Annotated in this window: 15 protein-coding genes; 10 read left to right on the top strand and 5 right to left on the bottom strand. The window is 67.1% G+C overall.

The genetic code is table 11. The annotated features are described in order from the left end of the window. Positions 1–22 precede the first annotated feature (22 nt). Complete coding sequence (locus CJ014_RS22010) at positions 23–367, top strand: DMT family transporter (protein ID WP_100082656.1); 345 nt, start codon at positions 23–25, stop codon at positions 365–367. A 1-nt stretch (position 368) separates the two neighbouring features. Beyond that, on the top strand, positions 369–944 hold the full coding sequence (locus CJ014_RS22005) for a TetR/AcrR family transcriptional regulator (RefSeq protein ID WP_100082655.1): 576 nt from the start codon (positions 369–371) through the stop codon (positions 942–944). 6 nt (positions 945–950) lie between these two features. On the opposite strand, the gene CJ014_RS22000 is transcribed toward CJ014_RS22005, so the two are convergent. After that, on the bottom strand, positions 951–1520 hold the full coding sequence (locus tag CJ014_RS22000; protein WP_100082654.1) for a DoxX family protein: 570 nt from the start codon (positions 1518–1520) through the stop codon (positions 951–953). 220 nt (positions 1521–1740) lie between these two features. Here CJ014_RS22000 and CJ014_RS21995 point away from each other — a divergent pair, with 220 nt between their 5' ends. The 4 genes from CJ014_RS21995 to ilvD all read left to right on the top strand — a co-directional run bounded on the left by CJ014_RS21995 (position 1741) and on the right by ilvD (position 7563). Continuing rightward, positions 1741–2412, top strand: a complete 672-nt coding sequence (locus CJ014_RS21995) for a DUF1345 domain-containing protein (protein WP_100082653.1) — start codon at positions 1741–1743, stop codon at positions 2410–2412. Between the two features lie 988 nt (positions 2413–3400). Further along, entirely contained in the window at positions 3401–4309 is a 909-nt protein-coding gene (locus CJ014_RS21990; protein WP_100082652.1) for a dihydrodipicolinate synthase family protein, read from the top strand. Between the two features lie 214 nt (positions 4310–4523). Next, the gene (locus CJ014_RS21985; protein ID WP_100082651.1) at positions 4524–5807 is read left to right on the top strand and encodes an MFS transporter; all 1284 of its coding nucleotides are present in this window, start codon (positions 4524–4526) and stop codon (positions 5805–5807) included. A gap of 43 nt (positions 5808–5850) precedes the next feature. Continuing rightward, positions 5851–7563 carry a dihydroxy-acid dehydratase gene (ilvD, locus tag CJ014_RS21980; RefSeq protein ID WP_100082650.1) on the top strand — a complete coding sequence of 571 codons (1713 nt, stop codon included), beginning with the start codon at positions 5851–5853 and terminating at the stop codon, positions 7561–7563. A gap of 138 nt (positions 7564–7701) precedes the next feature. Here ilvD and CJ014_RS21975 read toward each other — a convergent pair whose 3' ends face one another. The 4 genes from CJ014_RS21975 to CJ014_RS21960 all read right to left on the bottom strand — a co-directional run bounded on the left by CJ014_RS21975 (position 7702) and on the right by CJ014_RS21960 (position 12282). Further along, on the bottom strand, positions 7702–8451 hold the full coding sequence (locus tag CJ014_RS21975) for an IclR family transcriptional regulator (protein WP_100082649.1): 750 nt from the start codon (positions 8449–8451) through the stop codon (positions 7702–7704). Between the two features lie 629 nt (positions 8452–9080). Continuing rightward, positions 9081–11078, bottom strand: a complete 1998-nt coding sequence (uvrC, locus tag CJ014_RS21970) for an excinuclease ABC subunit UvrC (protein WP_245427538.1) — start codon at positions 11076–11078, stop codon at positions 9081–9083. A gap of 145 nt (positions 11079–11223) precedes the next feature. Then, positions 11224–11724 carry a type III secretion system chaperone family protein gene (locus CJ014_RS21965; protein ID WP_100082647.1) on the bottom strand — a complete coding sequence of 167 codons (501 nt, stop codon included), beginning with the start codon at positions 11722–11724 and terminating at the stop codon, positions 11224–11226. A 255-nt stretch (positions 11725–11979) separates the two neighbouring features. Continuing rightward, positions 11980–12282, bottom strand: a complete 303-nt coding sequence (locus CJ014_RS21960) for an accessory factor UbiK family protein (RefSeq protein WP_100082646.1) — start codon at positions 12280–12282, stop codon at positions 11980–11982. 538 nt (positions 12283–12820) lie between these two features. Between CJ014_RS21960 and lgt the strand changes: the two genes are divergently transcribed. From lgt to CJ014_RS21940, 4 genes are all read left to right on the top strand, one after another. Beyond that, on the top strand, positions 12821–13660 hold the full coding sequence (gene lgt / locus CJ014_RS21955; protein ID WP_100082645.1) for a prolipoprotein diacylglyceryl transferase: 840 nt from the start codon (positions 12821–12823) through the stop codon (positions 13658–13660). Next, positions 13657–14730, top strand: a complete 1074-nt coding sequence (locus CJ014_RS21950) for a class I SAM-dependent methyltransferase (protein ID WP_100082644.1) — start codon at positions 13657–13659, stop codon at positions 14728–14730. Before lgt ends, CJ014_RS21950 begins: the two co-directional genes overlap by 4 nt. A gap of 145 nt (positions 14731–14875) precedes the next feature. After that, positions 14876–15640, top strand: coding sequence for a peptidoglycan editing factor PgeF (pgeF, locus tag CJ014_RS21945; RefSeq protein ID WP_100082643.1), 765 nt, complete (start codon positions 14876–14878; stop codon positions 15638–15640). Between the two features lie 131 nt (positions 15641–15771). Next, positions 15772–16404, top strand: a complete 633-nt coding sequence (locus CJ014_RS21940) for a hypothetical protein (RefSeq protein WP_100082642.1) — start codon at positions 15772–15774, stop codon at positions 16402–16404. Positions 16405–16437: the final 33 nt, after the last annotated feature.

The raw sequence follows: 16437 nt of genomic DNA, 5'->3' as shown, positions 1-16437 counted from the left end.
CTCAAGATATCCGGAGATCCCGATGAATCCGTCCCTGGCCGCCTACGGCTTTCTGGCGCTTGCCATCGTCACCGAGGTGACGGGCTCGTCGCTGCTCCAGAAGAGCCAGCAGTTCTCCAAGGCCCTGCCGACCCTCGGCATGATCGTCTGCTTCGTCGCCGCCTTCTTCTTCCTGTCGCAGGCGCTGACGGTCATTCCGCTCGCCATCGCCTATGCGATCTGGAGCGGCGTCGGCATCGTGCTGACCGCCATCGTCGGCGTCCTGGTGTTCCGCCAGGCGCTCGACACCTGGGCGCTGTTCGGCATGAGCCTGATCGTGCTGGGCGCCGTCGTGCTCAACACCATGTCGCGCAGCGCGGTTCACTGACATGGCAACCGACTACCCGGAAACCGGCTACCGCCGCAGGAAGCAGCCCGAGCTCGTCCACCGCGCCCTTCTCGACCACGCGGCGCGGCTGGCCGTCGAGCACGGCCTCGCCGCCGTCACCGTGCAGGCGGTCGCCGAGGCGGCGGGGGTGACCAAGGGTGGCCTGCTGCACCATTTTCCCAGCAAGCAGGCGCTGATCGATGCGGTATTTGCCGACCTTCTGGAAGCGCTCGACCGCCAGCTCGACGCGCGGATCGCCGCCGACCCCGAGCCGCGCGGCGCCTTCACTCGCGCCTACCTCGCGTCCGTCTTCGACACCGGGCCGGAAGCCAACGCCGCCGCCTGGGCGGCGCTGGCCATCTCCATGCTGACCGATCCGCACCTGCGGCGCCGCTGGTCGGACTGGGTGGAAGGTCGCCAGGAGCGGCATCGCGCCACCGACGGCACGCCGGCGCTCGCCGCCATCCGCCTCGCGGCGGACGGCATCTGGCTGGCCGATCTGACCGGCGTCGCCGTCGAGGAACGGGCCGCCATGCGCGACTTCCTCATCCGGCAGACCCGCGCGAACGCGCCCTGAGAGCGATCAAAATACCTTGGGCAACCGGCGATCCACCGCCAGCCAGCCGCCGCCGAAGGCCGCGAACAGCAAGGTGGAGCCGGTCCAGAACAGCGAGGCCAGCTCGGCCTTCTCCTGCACCGTCTCGAGGAAAGCCTTGCCGCCGTCGGCGAGACGCGCCGCCGCCACCGGCGTGAACAGGTCGCCGCCGGCCTTCAGCGCGTCGATGCCGGCCGCCGTCAGGAAGGCGTCGCCATAGGGGTGGGTGACATGGAACCACCAGGTGATCGCCAGCATCACGCCGTTGGCCAGGGCCGCCGCCCGGGTGAACAGGCCGACGGCGATCAGGATGCCGCCGAAGAACTGCAAGCCGGCCAGCACCGGCGACCACAGCCAGCCGGGATGAAAGCCGATGCCCTCGACGAAGCCGACCTGGGCGAGCGGCGCGGTGATCTTCGGCCAGCCCTCGATGGCCAGCATCAGCCCGACGGCGACGCGCAGGGCGACGAAGGCCAGCGGCTGGGCGATTGTTTCGTAGAACGGCCCGAGCGCCGGGATGATCAGGCGGTCGCGGTCGGTATCGGTGGGAAGCGGCATGTTCGATCTCCATATCCTGGACAGGATGCGCGCAACCTGGGCCGGCCTCGGCCGGGGCTCCCTGATCCACGTCAATTAATATGAGATTCGACCTCACCTTTAAAGGAACACACTGTTCACCGGACAGGCAACAATCGACGGGTATCGGCCAACCGACCGCGATTGCGTATCGAGCCGTCCCGGATCAAGCTGGCGGTCGCAGATTGTCGCGCGAGGCCCCATGACCACCCCTCATCCCCGCCGCTCCTTCCTCCATCGCGGTTTCCATGCCCTGAGAATCAGGCCGCGCCTCGTCGCCGGCATCGTCGTCGGCATCATCGCCGGCGTCGTCTCGCCCGCCGGCCTCGAGGGGCCGGGCCGCCTGCTGGTCGGCTGGAACGCCGGCGTCCTCCTCTATCTCGTCACCACCTGGACGATGATGATCCGGTCCGACGTGCACGAGCTCAGGCAGCGCGCCGCCCGGCATGACGAGGGCGAGGGGACGATCATCCTGCTGTCGATGGCGGCGACGCTGTCGAGCCTGGTCGCCATCGGCGCCGAGCTGCTGCAGGCCGGGGCGGGCGATCCCCTGCGCCTCTGGCGGGCGGCGGCGGCGGCCGTCACCATCCTGATGAGCTGGCTGTTCGTCCACACCATCATGGCCCAGCACTACGCCCACGACTATTATCTGCGCGAGGGCCCCGGCCTGATCTTCCCCGACCGCATCGAGGAACCGGACTACTGGGACTTCGCCTATTTCGCCTTCACCATCGGCGTCGCCGCCCAGACGGCCGACATCGCCATCGCCTCGCCGCGCATCCGCCGGGTGGCGCTCGCCCATTCGGTGCTGTCTTTCTTCTTCAACACCGCCATCTTGGCGCTGGCGATCAACGTGGGCGCGAGCTTGTTGTGAAGCACGCCGGCAATCCGCCCGCCGCCCTGTACCCCTCTCCCTGGTCCCTCCCCCACAAACGACGGGAGATGCCGACCCATTTTCCGGGCAAGCCGAGCCTTCAAGCAATGGGTAGACCCAAGCTGCGTCCCCTCCCTCCTTGTGGGGGAGGGACCAGGGAGAGGGGTAAAACGGACCGGATCGCTTCCGGAGCCCCATATCCGCGTCGCGCCCCTTCCGGCCCGAGGTCCTACGCCTTCGCGTAGGATGACAGTATTATATATAGGAAAAACAACGGGATACCGCGTAGCCAGCCGCAGGCGTCCCGCGAGGCCGACATTCGCGCAAGATGGCGACCTCTGAACCGTATTTCGGTCTATCATTTTGTTTCATATATATAATTTGTCATCCTACGCGAAGGCGTAGGACCTCGGGCAGACTAAAGCCCAAGGCGAATATAGCGCTCGCAAGCCCGGGATACCGCCCGCCTCTTCCCCACAGGTGGGAGGGGGCAGGAGGGAGGGAACAGATTGGATCGCTTCCGGAGCCCCATATCCGCGCCGCGCCCCTTCCGGCCCGAGGTCCTACGCCTTCGCGTAGGATGACAGTATTATATATAGGAAAAACAATGGGATATCGCGGAGCCATCCGCAGGCGTCCCGCGAGGCCGACATTCGCGCAAGATGGCGACCTCTGAACCGAATTTCGGTCTATCATTTTGTTTTATATATATAATTTGTCATCCTACGCGAAGGCGTAGGACCTCGGGCCGAATAGAGCTCAAGGCGAATATAGCGCTCGCAAGCTCGGGATACCGCCGCCCTCCCTCACCCGTCATGGATGGCCCGGGCCTCCCGCGCGCCTGCCCCAATCGTCAAGACGCCCCCGCAGCGGCATCGCGGCATACGTCCAATCACCATCCGCAAGCCCCGCACGTTGACGCTATCGGGCCTCCGTGTATGATCGTCATACAGAACTTAAGTTCCATATAAAGAACACGGAGCCAAAGATGAGTTTGGACAAGTTTCGGGGCGTCTTTCCGCCGGTGCCGACGATCGTCGACGGTGAGGGGCGTCTCGACAGGGCGGGAATGGCCGCGCTGATCGACAAGCTGGTCGCCGACGGCGTCGACGGCATGCTGTTCCTCGGCAGCGGCGGCGAGTTCTGCCACATGCCGAAGGAGCTGCGTTTCGAGGTGGCGGAATTCGTGGTCGCCCATACGGCACGGCGCGTGCCGGTGCTGATCGGCATCTCCAGCCCCAGCACGGCGGAAGCCATCGAGTTCGGCCGCCATGCCGACAAGCTCGGCGTCGACGGCCTCCTGGTGGTCAATCCCTATTACGCCCTGCTCGCCCGCGACTACATCTACAACCACTTCCGCACGGTCGCCGAGGCGGTCGAAACGCCGGTGCTGCTCTACAACTTCCCGGCGCTGACCAAGCAGAGTCTCGACATCGAGCTGGTCGCCCGCCTCGCCACGGACGTGCCCAACATCATCGGCATCAAGGACACGGTCGACAACGCCAGCCACCTGCGCGAACTGATCAACGTCGTGCGTCCCGTTCGCCCCGACTTCGTGATCTTCGCCGGCTTCGACGAATACATGATGGACGCGCTGATCCTCGGCGCCAACGGCGGCATCCCCGCCACCTCCAACTTCGCGGCCTCGGTCACCTGCGGCATCTACAAGGCGTTCGTCGCCAGGGACTACGAGACCATGTTCGCCCTGCAGCGCCGCCTTGCCCGGCTGTCGCAGGTCTACGACCTCGAAAGCCCGTTCTTCGGCGTCATCAAGCAGGCGATCCGCCTTACCGGCCTCGACATCTCCACCGAGGTGCTGGCGCCGGTCCAGCCGCTGTCGGCGGAAAAGACCGAGCGGCTCGCCGCCATCCTGAAGGCGGCCGGCGTCCTGCCGTGACGCATCCCGCCGGCGGCAGCCGGCGGCCCGTTTTCCATGCCACCCGCCGGGGACGAGACGGCGGGCGGCCATCCCGGACGGACGCCCGTCCGTCCACCAGCACACCTCGGGGCACGCAATGTGCCCATCCGATATCGCGCCAAGTCGCCGGCTCCGGCCGGCAGCCTTAGGGGAGGCAATCACCGGGCGCGGATATGAAGGGAGAGAGACCCAAATGGCAAACCTGCAAGCCGTCGCAACCGACGCCGCGGCCATTCCGCGCGCCCGCTGGCTGCGCATCATTCCGGCCGTCATCATCGTCTACATCGTCGCCTACATGGATCGCACCAACATCGCGATCGCCATGGCCGGCGGCATGAGCACCGAGCTCGGCATGACCGCCTCGTTCGCGGGCCTGGCGGCCGGCATCTTCTTCGTCGGCTACATCTTCCTGCAGATCCCCGGCGGCCAGATCGCCGAGCGGCTGAGCGCCAAGACTTTCATCGCCGGCACCATCATCGTCTGGGGCGGCGTCGCCGCGCTGACCGGTCTGGTGCGCACCCAGAACGAGATGCTGCTGATCCGCTTCGTGCTCGGCGTCGCCGAGGGCGGCGTCTACCCGGCGATCCTGGCGCTAATCGGCCACTGGTTCCCCAACGAGGAAAAGGCCCGCGCCATCGCCTTCTTCCAGATGAACCTCGCCGTCGCCTCCATCATCACCGCGCCGCTGTCCGGCTGGCTGATCCAGTCGATGGGCTGGCGCGAGATGTTCGTCGTCGAGGGCGTGCTGTCGCTGGCCCTGCTGCTGATCTGGGTGCCGATGGTCGCCGATACCCCAGCCAAGGCCAAGTGGCTCGACCCGCGCGAGCGCGCCTGGCTCGACGCCCGCTTCGCCGAGGACAAGGCCAAGGCGGTCGTCGTCGAGAACGTGTCGGTGCGCACCGTGGTCGGCGACGCCAACCTGTGGAAGCTGGTCGCCATCTACTTCTTCTTCCAGGTCGGCTTCTACGGCTTCGCCCTGTGGATGCCGGTGATCATCAAGCAGCTCACCGGCTCCGGCATGACCACGGTCGGCTTCCTGACCGCCCTGCCCTACATCCTGTGCATCGCCGGCCAGTTCTTCATCGCCAGCCGCTGCGACCAGACCATGAACCGCCGCCGCTACACCGCCATCCCCATGGTCGGCTTCGCCGTCTGCCTCACCCTGTCGATCCTGCTCGAAGGCAACATGTGGGTGTCCTACGCGATGATCGTGCTGTGCGGCTTCTTCCTCCAGGCCTATGCCGGTCCGTTCTGGACGCTGCCGCCGCTCTTGTTCCCGTCCAACGTGGTGGGCGGCGTCCGCGGCACCATCAACGCGCTCGGCAATCTCGGCGGCTTCATCGGCCCGTTCCTGGTCGGCTACCTGACCACCGCCTTCAGCCAGGAGGTCGGCCTGTCCTTCCTGATCGCCGCGCTGGTGATCGCCTCCGTCCTGCTCTACACCCTGCCGAAGGTGACGTCGAAAGCCCCGCGCTGACGCCCTCCGACGTTTCGGAAGTTCCAGAAGAAACGGCAAGCAAATGTCCCAGAAATGTCACTTCGCCCGCGACCTGTGGTCGCAGCTCGACGCCCTCCGGCTCGGCATGAACTACTCGGTCGAAGACACCGAAAAGCCCCAGGTGCTGATCGACGACTGCTTCGGCGAGAGCCACCCCGGCAGCTTCCACCTCGAAAAGCTCGGCTACGAGGCGATGCTCGGCGTGCATGAAACCGGCGGCCGCGCCGTGCGCCACCATGTCACCGACATCTGCGACGGCTGGGGCCAGGGCCACGACGGCATGAACTATATCCTCGCCTCGCGCGAGATGATCGCCAACATGGTCGAGCTGCATGCCTCGGTCGTCCCCTACGACGCCGGCGTGCTGCTGTCGAGCTGCGACAAGTCGATCCCGGCCCACCTGATCGCCGCCGCCCGCCTCGACATGCCGCTGGTCCACGTGCCCGGCGGCTCCATGCGGCCCGCCCCGAACATGACGACCTCCGATCTCGGCGGCGCCACCGCCCAGTTCAAGAAGGGCGAGATCGGCGCCGACAAGATCCACAACCTGCAGCGCTGCGGCTGTCCCACCGCCGGAGCCTGCCAGTTCATGGGCACCGCCAGCACCATGCAGTGCATGTCGGAAGCCTTGGGCATGGCGCTGCCCGGCAACGCGCTGGCGCCGTCCACCATGTCGGAGATCACCCGCTACGCCCGCCTGGCCGGCCATCAGGCGCTGGTGCTGGCCGAAAAGGGCATCACCTCGTCGAAGATCCTGACCAAGGCGGCCTTCGAGAACGCCATCAAGGTGCACGCCGCCATCTCCGGCAGCACCAACGCGCTGATCCACCTGCCGGCCATCGCCCACGCGCTCGGCTGGGAGCTGACGCCGGACGTGTTCGACCGCATCAACCACGAGATTCCCTATCTCACCAACGTGCAGCCGTCCGGCCGCTACGTCACCGAGCTCCTGTGGTTCGCCGGCGGCATCCCGATGGTTCAGTGGATGATCCGCGACCACCTCGACCTCGACGTCATGACAGTGACCGGCCGCACGCTGGGCGAAAACCTGGACGTGCTGCAGAAGTCCGGCTTCTTCGAGAACAACCTCGGCTATCTCGCCAACTTCAAGCTGGAGCGGCAGGACCTGATCCGCGACCCGGAGAAGTCCAAGATCGGCGCCATCGCCGTGCTCAAGGGCAACATCGCCCCCGACGGCGCGGTGATCAAATACTCCGCCTGCAGCCCGAAGATGCACCAGCACACCGGCCCGGCCAAGGTGTTCGGCTCCGAGGAGGCGGCCCAGGACGCCATCATCAACAATCGCATCGACCCGGGTGACGTCATGGTCATCCGCTACGAGGGGCCGCGCGGCTCCGGCGCGCCGGAAATGCTGATGACCACCGATGCCATCGTCTTCGACAGCCGCCTCAACGGCTCGGTGGCGCTGGTCACCGACGGCCGTTTCTCCGGCGCCACCCATGGTCCGTGCATCGGCCACGTGTCGCCGGAAGCCGCCGACGGCGGGCCGATCGCCTTCATCGAGGACGGCGACCTGATCGAGATCGACGTCAAGGCGCGCAAGCTCAACGTCGTCGGCCTCGACCGCAAGCCGGCCGGCGCCGAAGAGGTTGCCGCCGCCTTCGCCAAGCGCAAGGTCGGTTGGACGGCCCCGGACTTTTCCAACCGCAAGGGCGTCTATCGCCAGTACACTCAGAATGCAGCTTCGTTGATGGCCGGCGCCTACATCCGCTAACCCCACGGCGGATACCGGCGCCGATCACAGGCAACGACGAAGGAAGGCCCGCCTCGCGCGGGCCTTTTTCGTGACGATCGGGCGCTTTGCCTGCCGCATCCGCTGATCCGAAAAGTCTGCAACTTTTCGGGCGGATGCTCAGTGCCGATAATCGGCGGCGATCCTGCCGGCGGTGGCGACCACCGCGGCGGCGATGTCGTCGAGATTGGCGCGGTTGACCTGCGAGGAGACGCCGGACACGCTGATGGCGGCGGTCACCTCGCCCGCCGCGTTGATCAGCGGCGCCGCGACGCAGTAGACGCCGTCGTTGTCCTCGGCGTTGTCGAACGCCCATCCCCGCGCGCGCGTCGCCGCGAGCTCCTCGCGGAACGCGTCGACGCCGACGATGGTGGTGTCCGTCCGCCTGACGAAGTCGACGTCGGGCAGGATGGCGTTCAGCTTGGCCTCCGGCAGCCAAGCGAGCAGCGCCTTGCCGAGGCCGGAGCTGTGCAGCGACAGCCGGCGGCCGACCCAACTGCGGATGACGATGGCCGTCGGGCTTTCGAGCTTCAGCACGTAGATCGCCGACGATCCCTCCAGCACGCCGAGATGGCAGGTCAGTTGCGTCCGGTCGCGTAGCTGGGTGAGCGGCTCCATGGCGGCGCGCTTGATATCGAGGCTTTCCTCCACCTTGTTGCCGAGCTCGTACCACCGGAGGCCGAGCGCGTAGCGCCCCTCCTCGAGGCTGACCAGACCGTGCGCCAACAGCGAGGCCAGCAGCGACGACGAGGTGCTCTTCGGCAATCCCGTCGCCTTCTGGATCTGGGTGAAGCTGGCGCGGCCGTTCTCGGCCAGAAACGCGAATACCGCCATCGCCTTGTCGATCGCCGGCGTCTGTGTCGTAACCAAGAACCAACCCCTCTCTGTCCAACATGCTGTTCGATGGACGGAACACTAGTCCCGAATAATGTCGCAATCCATAGGGGAACGTGCCGACGCCCTATAGTTGCGTCTCGTCCTTTCCTGCCCGAGGTCCTACGCCTTCGCGTAGGATGAGTACCCGGGACAAATTCCCGGATCCGTGAATGCTCCTGTTACGCCATCATCGCCGAGCGCATCGCCTTCGCCTTCGCCTTCCATAGAGTGTCATCCTCGCGAAGGCGAGGACCTCGGGACGAGAAGGGGATGAGGGATGTATCAGGCGCCCCAGCGTTGCTGGAGCGCCATATCGGCGTCGAGCTTTGTTCTGCCCGAGGTCCTCGCCTGCGCGAGGATGACGGCTTTATATATGGGGAACAAAGGGATAGTCCGGCACACTGGGACCCGAGGCAAATTCCCCGGATACGCTATCTCTCAAGCTTGCCCGGAAATTTGCCCGGATACGCGAACGTCCCTGTCACGCCGTCGTCGCCGAGCGCATCGCCTCCCATGGATCGTCATCCTGCGCGAAGGCGTAGGACCTCGGGCAGAATGGAGCGATCGGCCGATATCGATCTCCCCCCGATAGCCGAGAGGATGGAGCGCGCCGAGAATCTCCCTCACCCTTTCCGGAAATAATCGTGGATGGCCCTCGCCGTGGCGGCCGAGATGCCCGGCACCTGTTCGAGATCGCCGAGCGCCGCCCGCTCGATCTCCTTCAGCGTGCCGAAGTGGTTGAGCAGCGCCCGCTTGCGCGTCGGGCCGACGCCGGGGATCTCCTGCAGGCCGCCCTCGGAGATCTGCTTGGACCGCCGCGCCGCGTGGCTGCCGTTGGCGAAGCGGTGCGCCTCGTCGCGCAGGCGCTGGATGAAGTAGAGCACCGGGTCGCGGGTCGGCAGCATGAAGTCCGGCCGGCCGGGCACGAAGAAGCGCTCGCGGCCGGCGTCGCGGTCCGGCCCCTTGGCGACGCCGACCAGCGGCACGTCGGCGATGCCGAGCTCGTCGATGATCGATTTCACCGCCGACAACTGGCCGGCGCCGCCGTCGATCAGCACCAGGTCCGGCCACGGCCCGAAGCCGTCCTCGTCGCGCGGCGCCTCGGCGCGGCTGACGTGCTCCTTGACCAGGCGCGAGAAGCGCCGCGTCATCACCTCGCGCATCATGCCGAAGTCGTCGCCGGGCGTGATGTCGGTCGAGCGGATGTTGAACTTGCGGTACTGGTTCTTCACGAAGCCGCCGGGGCCGGCGACGATCATGCCGCCCACCGGGTTGGAGCCCATGATATGGGCGTTGTCGTAGACCTCGATGCGCTTCGGCGTGTCGGCAAGGCCGAACACCCGGCCGACGCCCTCCATCAGCTTCAATTGGCTCGACGTGTCGGCGAGGCGGCGGGCCAGCGCCTCGCGGGCGTTCTGCACCGCCTGCTCGACGACGTCCCTCTTCTCGCCGCGCTGCGGCCGGATCACCTCGACGCGCCGGTTCGCCTTCTCGGTGAGCGCCTCGGACATCAGCGCCATGTCCTCGAACACGTGGCTGACCAGGACGAGCGACGGGCACGGCTTGTCGTCGTAGAACTGGGCGATGAACGAGGACAGCGCCTCGCCCGCCTCGGCGCCGCCCGCCTTGGGGAAGAAGGCGTGGTTGCCCCAGTTCTGGCCGGTGCGGAAGAAGAACACCTCGACGCAGGTCTGCCCGCCCTCCTGGTGGACGGCGAACACGTCGGCCTCCTCGATGCCCTGCGGGTTGATGCCCTGCCGGCTCTGCACGTGGGACAGCGCGGCGAGGCGGTCGCGGCAGACCGCCGCCCGCTCGAAATCCAGATTTTCGGCGGCGGCATTCATCTCGGCCGCCAGTTGCTCCTTGATCTGCCGGCTCCTGCCGGACAGGAAATCCTTGGCTTCGCCCACCAGCTCGGCATAGCCGGCCGCGTCGATCTCGCCGGTGCAGGGCGCCGAGCAGCGCTTGATCTGGTAGAGCATGCAGGGCCGCGTCCGCGTCTCGAACTCGCCGTCCGAGCAGGTGCGGATCAGGAAGGCCTTCTGCATGGCGTTGATGGTGGCGGTCACCGCCGACGCCGAGGCGAACGGGCCGAAGAAGCTGCCCTTGCGCGACCGGGCGCCACGATGCTTGACGAGCTGCGGCGCCACATGGTCGCCGGTGATCAGGATATAGGGGAAGCTCTTGTCGTCGCGCAGCAGCACGTTGAAGCGTGGCCTGAGCTGCTTGATCAGGTTGGCTTCCAGCAGCAGCGCTTCCGTCTCGGTCTTGGTGACGACGAATTCCATCGCCGCCGTCGCCTGCACCATGCGGATGATGCGGGTCGGCAACTGGCCGAGCCGGGTGTAGTTGGTGACGCGCTTCTTCAGGCTCTTGGCCTTGCCGACGTAGAGCACGTCGCCCGACGGCGACAGCATGCGGTAGACGCCGGGGCTGTTGGGCAAGAGGCGCACCATCGCCTGCACCACCTCGACGCCGCGCCGCGTCTCGGCCGTCGACAGGTCGATCTCGCCGCCCTCTTCCTCGACCGCCTCCAGTTCGGGCGCCTCCAGTTCGGGCAACTCGGACGAGGGCGCGTCGTCGGCGTCGGTATCGGGAATGAGATCGGGATCGTCGGTCATGGTCTCAACGGATTCGCGAGGCGGCTCATCTAGCATATCGGCATCATATCAGCGACCGCCGCGTCAGCCGATGGCGGCAGCCTCATCAAAAAGGAAGGTCCCGGCAGAACCTGCCGGGACCTTGTTCATTTCGTGGCGGACAGGATCAGGCCTCGCCGACCGTCTCCAGGAGCGCGTGGTCGAGCGCTTCCTTGGCGTTGCGGCCGCCGCGCACCACGAAGTCGAAGGCGAGGCGGTGGCGCTCGCAGGTGTCGACCGCCGTGTTGATCAACGCCTCGATCTGCTCCGACGTCGCCTCGGCCTGACCGGCCAAGAGCAGCGTGTTGCGGTACATGACAACGCCCTCGGCCTGCCAGATGTCGAAATGGCCGATCCATAGCTGTTCGTTGACCAGCGCCAGCAGTTTGGTCACCTCGGTCTTGCGCACCGTCGGCACCTTGATGTCGAAGGCGCAGGCCACGTGCAGCGCTTCGATCTCGGAGAGCCAGGTGACGGCGACGTTGTAGTCCGTGTCGTCGCCGGCAATGGAGATGGCGATCTCGTCCTCGTCGGAGCGCTCGAACGTCCAGTCGTTCTGCGCGGCGAGCAGTTCGATCTCGTCCACGGGATTGGCGGTTCGCTCGGAATGCACGTCGATGAGGGTCATCTTGACCTCCAGGGTTGCCGCTGCAGAACAGCGTGTGCCGATACCGATGCCGACCATCGTTGCTCCGCTTCGGGGCGGGAACGCCGACGCCGACACCTTTTGGCCGGCGGCGGCGAAACGCCTACCGGCAACACCGAAGCAGCCTGAGCCGCCCCGGAATGCAGCAACCCGACATGCGCCGATGTGCCATGCAGCCGGCGCACGAATCTCATGTTGGCTTCAGAATATGCCTGAAGACCGTTGAAACGGAAACCCTTATGGTCCGTCGATGGTTCCAGCCCCGGCCTCGCTGTGGGAAACCTCGCCGTGGGCAAGCCGCGTTTCCAGCTCGGCGACGCGGGCGGAAAGCCGCTCCACCTCGGCGAGCGCGCGGGTGGCGATCTCCTGCACCGTCTCGAGATCCTCGCGGCGGACGAGATCGAGCTCGGAGGCGAACCGCTCGCCCTGGGCGCGGAAGGCCGAGGATACCTCCCGTCCGGCCGATTGGGCGAGGCCGGCGGCGTCGTTCATCAGCTTGGCGAATTCGTCGTAGATGCGTCCCTGGGGGCCGGTCGTCATGACAGTCGTCTCCAAAATGGCGGACCAGACCTCCTATTTGGCCCCTCGTCCATTCCGCTTCAAGCGGAAGATGGAACGGGGAAGCAGTTGGAACCGCGCGAGCGGGTGCAGCGTCGAAAGGGGCGGAACCAAGCGCCCGCTCCCTTGCTGCGACAGGCAAATGCATGCCAAGCCATTTTCGCGGAACTGGCACCCTATATTCGCCTTGTGCCCTTTCCTGCCCGAGGTCCTGCGCCTGCGCGCAGGATGACAGAATTATATATAGGAATCAGCTCTATAAGTTGTCCTCTACGCGGAGGACCTCGGGCAGGATGAAGCGGGCGGCATATATAGATCGCCATACCGACCATTAAAATGGGGGCCACCTCGAAGTCGCCTCGGCGGTGCTGGCGCAAAGCGAAGCGCGAAAGCCAAGGGCGGAGGCCCGCCGGCGCCCGAGGCGGACATAAAGCTTGACGCCGTGGTAAACGCCCATCAATCCTCGGTCGCGGGAATTTCGCCCGGCGGGTTCGCGCCGCTACCCGACAGAAGGACCACGATGCCGCTTTTCGCCCTGCCCTTCCCGCCGATCAGCCCCGTCCTCGTCGAGCTCGGCCCGGTCTCCATCCGCTGGTACGGGCTGGCCTATGTCGCCGGCCTGATCTTCGGCTGGTGGTACATCATCCGGCTGGTGGAAACCGAGCGGCTGTGGAACGGCGTCAGGCGGCCCAAGGCCACCGACATCGACGACCTCCTCGTCTGGATGACGCTCGGCGTCGTGCTGGGCGGCCGCATCGGCTACATCCTGTTCTACAATTTCGCCGCCTATCGCGAAAATCCGATCGAGATCCTGCAGATCTGGCACGGCGGCATGTCGGTGCACGGTGGCTTCATCGGCACCGCGCTCGCCCAGTACCTGTTCGCCCGCCGGCGCGGCCTCAACGTGCTGACGGTCTTCGACCTCACGGCCGCCGCCGCGCCGGTCGGCCTGTTCCTCGGCCGCCTCGCCAACTTCGTCAACGGCGAGCTCTACGGCCGCGTCACCGACGTGCCCTGGGCCTTCGTCTTTCCCAATTCCGACGGCCTGCCCCGCCACCCGAGCCAGCTCTACGAGGCCGGCCTCGAGGGCCTGCTGATCTTCGCCGTGCTGACGCCGCTGATCTGGAAGGCCGGCATTCTCCGGAAGCCCGGCCTCGCCGTCGGCATCTTCGGGCTGATCTACGCCGCCGCCCGCATCCTGGTCGAAACGGTGCGCGAGCCCGATCCGCAGGTCGGCTTCCTGGCCGGCAACTTCCTGACCATGGGCATGCTGCTGTCGGCCGTCACCGCCGTCGCCGCCTTGGCGCTGGTGGCGCTGGCGCTCGGCGGCCGGACGCGGCGCCCGGAACCCTCGTCATGACCGGCCTCGAAGACAAGATCCGCCGGCTGATCGCCGCCGTCGGCCCGATCTCGGTCGCCGACTACATGAGCCTCGTGCTGTCCGATCCCGAGCATGGCTACTACACCACCCGCACCGCCATCGGCCTCGAGGGCGACTTCATCACCGCGCCGGAAATCAGCCAGATGTTCGGCGAGCTGATCGGCATCTGGTGCGTCGCCGCCTACGAGGCGCTCGGCCGGCCGCCGAAGCTGATCCTCGCCGAGCTCGGGCCGGGCCGCGGCACGCTGATGGCCGACCTGCTCAGGGCCGGCCGCGTCGACCCCGGCTTCATCCGCGCCGCCGAGGTGCATCTGGTCGAGATCAGCCCGGAATTGCGCCGCCGCCAGGCCGCCTGCCTCACCGGCTTCGCCAGCCCGGTCTGGCACGACCGCATCGACGAGTTGCCGGACGGACCGCTGCTGGTGGTCGCCAACGAGTTCTTCGACGCCCTGCCGATCCGCCAGTTCGTCCTGAGCGAGCGCGGCTGGCGCGAGCGCGTCGTCGGCCTCGACGAGGCCGGCAACCTCGCCTTCGGCATCGGCGCCGCCGCGCCGGACCTCGCCCTGCTGCCGCCCGGCGCCGGCGAGGCGGACGTCGGCGCGGTGGCCGAGATCAACCGTCCCGCCGAGGCGATCCTCGCCACGCTCGCCCATCGCCTCGTCCGGCACGGCGGCGCCGCGCTGATCTTCGACTACGGCCACGTGAAAAGCGGCTTCGGCGAGACCTTGCAGGCGGTGCGCGCCCATCACTATGCCGAACCGCTCAGCGAGCCCGGCGAATGCGACCTCACCGCCCACGTCGATTTCGACCGCCTCGCCCAGGCGGCCGCCGCCGAGGGGGCGGCGGTGCTGGGGCCGGTGACGCAGGGCGATTTTCTCATCGCCATGGGCCTCGCCGAACGGGCCGGGGCGCTCGGCGCCGGCAAGAGCGCCGCCGACCAGCAGGCCATCGTCGCCGCCGTCGAACGGTTGGCCGGACCGGAGGAGATGGGCACGCTGTTCAAGGCGATGGCGGTGACGCATCCGCCGATCGCCCTGTCCGGATTCTGAAGCGGATTCCAAGGCGCCGGCGGCGATGGTCCTCCACCGGCGCGATGTCATGCTCTTTCCCAAACCCCGCCCGAAAATGGTCGCGATTGCAGCCTCATTTGACAAGCATAGACCACCCCGCAGACCCCCTCCCCGGAACTTATCGATGATCGTCCGTTCGCCCGTCCTCTCGGCCCTCCCCGGCATCCGCCACGGCTGGTTCACCCGCGAGGGCGGCGTGTCGGGCGGCCTCTACGCCAGCCTCAACACCGGCTACGGCTCAAGGGACGATCGCGCCAACGTCACGGAAAATCGCGGCCGCATCGCCGACGCCGTCGGTGTCCGGCGCGACCGGCTGGTCACCCTCCATCAGGTGCATTCGCCCGACGTCGTCGAGGTGACCGAGCCCTGGGCCGTCAAGGACAATCCGGAAGCCGACGCCCTGGTCACCCGCGTTCCCGGCATCGCGCTGGGCACCAGCCACGCCGACTGCGGCCCGGTGCTGTTCGCCGACGCCGAGGCGCGCGTCGTCGGCGCCGCCCACGCCGGCTGGAAGGGCGCCTTCACCGGCGTCCTCGAGGCGACCGTCGACGCCATGGTCCGGCTCGGCAGCCGGCGCGGCGACATCATGGCCAGCCTCGGCCCGACCATTTCCGCCGCCGCCTACGAGGTCGGCCCGGAATTCGTCGCCCGCTTCCGCGACGCCGGCGAAGAGCGCTGGTTCGCGCCGTCGCAGCGGCCCGGCCACGCCATGTTCGACCTGCCCGGCTACATCATCTTCCGGCTGGAGCGGACCGGCGTCCGCGCCACCAATCTCGGCCTCTGCACCTACGGCGACGAAGCGCGCTTCTTTTCCTACCGCCGGATGACGCACAATGGCGAGGCCGACTATGGCCGCCACCTCGCGGCCATCACGCTCGAAGGCCCCTGACGCCGTCCGCCTCCACCAAGGGCCCCAACCAAGGGCCCCCAACCAAGGGATAGACAACGCAAAAACGGTTTCCAGACGGGCCGAAAAATGCTCTAACGGCACACGGCTGTGATTTGCCGGGAGGCGGATGGATGGGTTTTCTGAGCGGAACGAAGCGCACCGGATCGCTCCGGCTGTCAGGCGCCGTCCTGACGATCGCCCTCGCCTCCGTCCTTACGGCCTGCCAGTCAACCGAGCCCACCCGGCCGAGGTCGGCCGCCGTCGCCGGGCCGACGGTGCCGGCGCCGCCCGAGGCGACGCAGCCGGCCGCGCCGGCCGTGCCGGCGGCCGTCGCCACCTTCTCCTTCGACCAGATCAAGGGCGTGCCGACCAACAAGCAGGACGAGCTGGCCAAGTCGATCGCCAAATACGCCCAGCAGCGCAACCTGCGCCTCGTCCGCCGCACCGACACCACCGCCACCTATCACGTCTGGGGCTATCTGTCGGCGGTCGGCGGCGACGTCGGCACCAACGTCACCTACGTCTGGGACATTCTCGACCAGAGCGGCAACCGCGTGCTGCGCTTCTCGGGCATCGAGATCACCGGCGGCGCCAACGACGACCCGTGGGAAAGCGTCACCGGCAGCGTGCTCGACACCGTCGCCGCCCGCACCGTCGAGGACGTCTACGCCTGGATCAACCGCCTGCCGCAGCCGTCGGCGACCGGTGCGCCGGCCGCCCAGGCGGGCCTCGCGTCGACCAGGCCGCCCGCCGGCACGCTCTAAACTCATAAGTCGGCGCATAACGCCGTCAACATG

This window comes from Pleomorphomonas carboxyditropha (genome assembly GCF_002770725.1).
In the GTDB taxonomy this organism is placed as follows: Bacteria; Pseudomonadota; Alphaproteobacteria; order Rhizobiales; family Pleomorphomonadaceae; genus Pleomorphomonas; species Pleomorphomonas carboxyditropha.
This window is presented reverse-complemented; position numbering and strand designations above follow the sequence as displayed.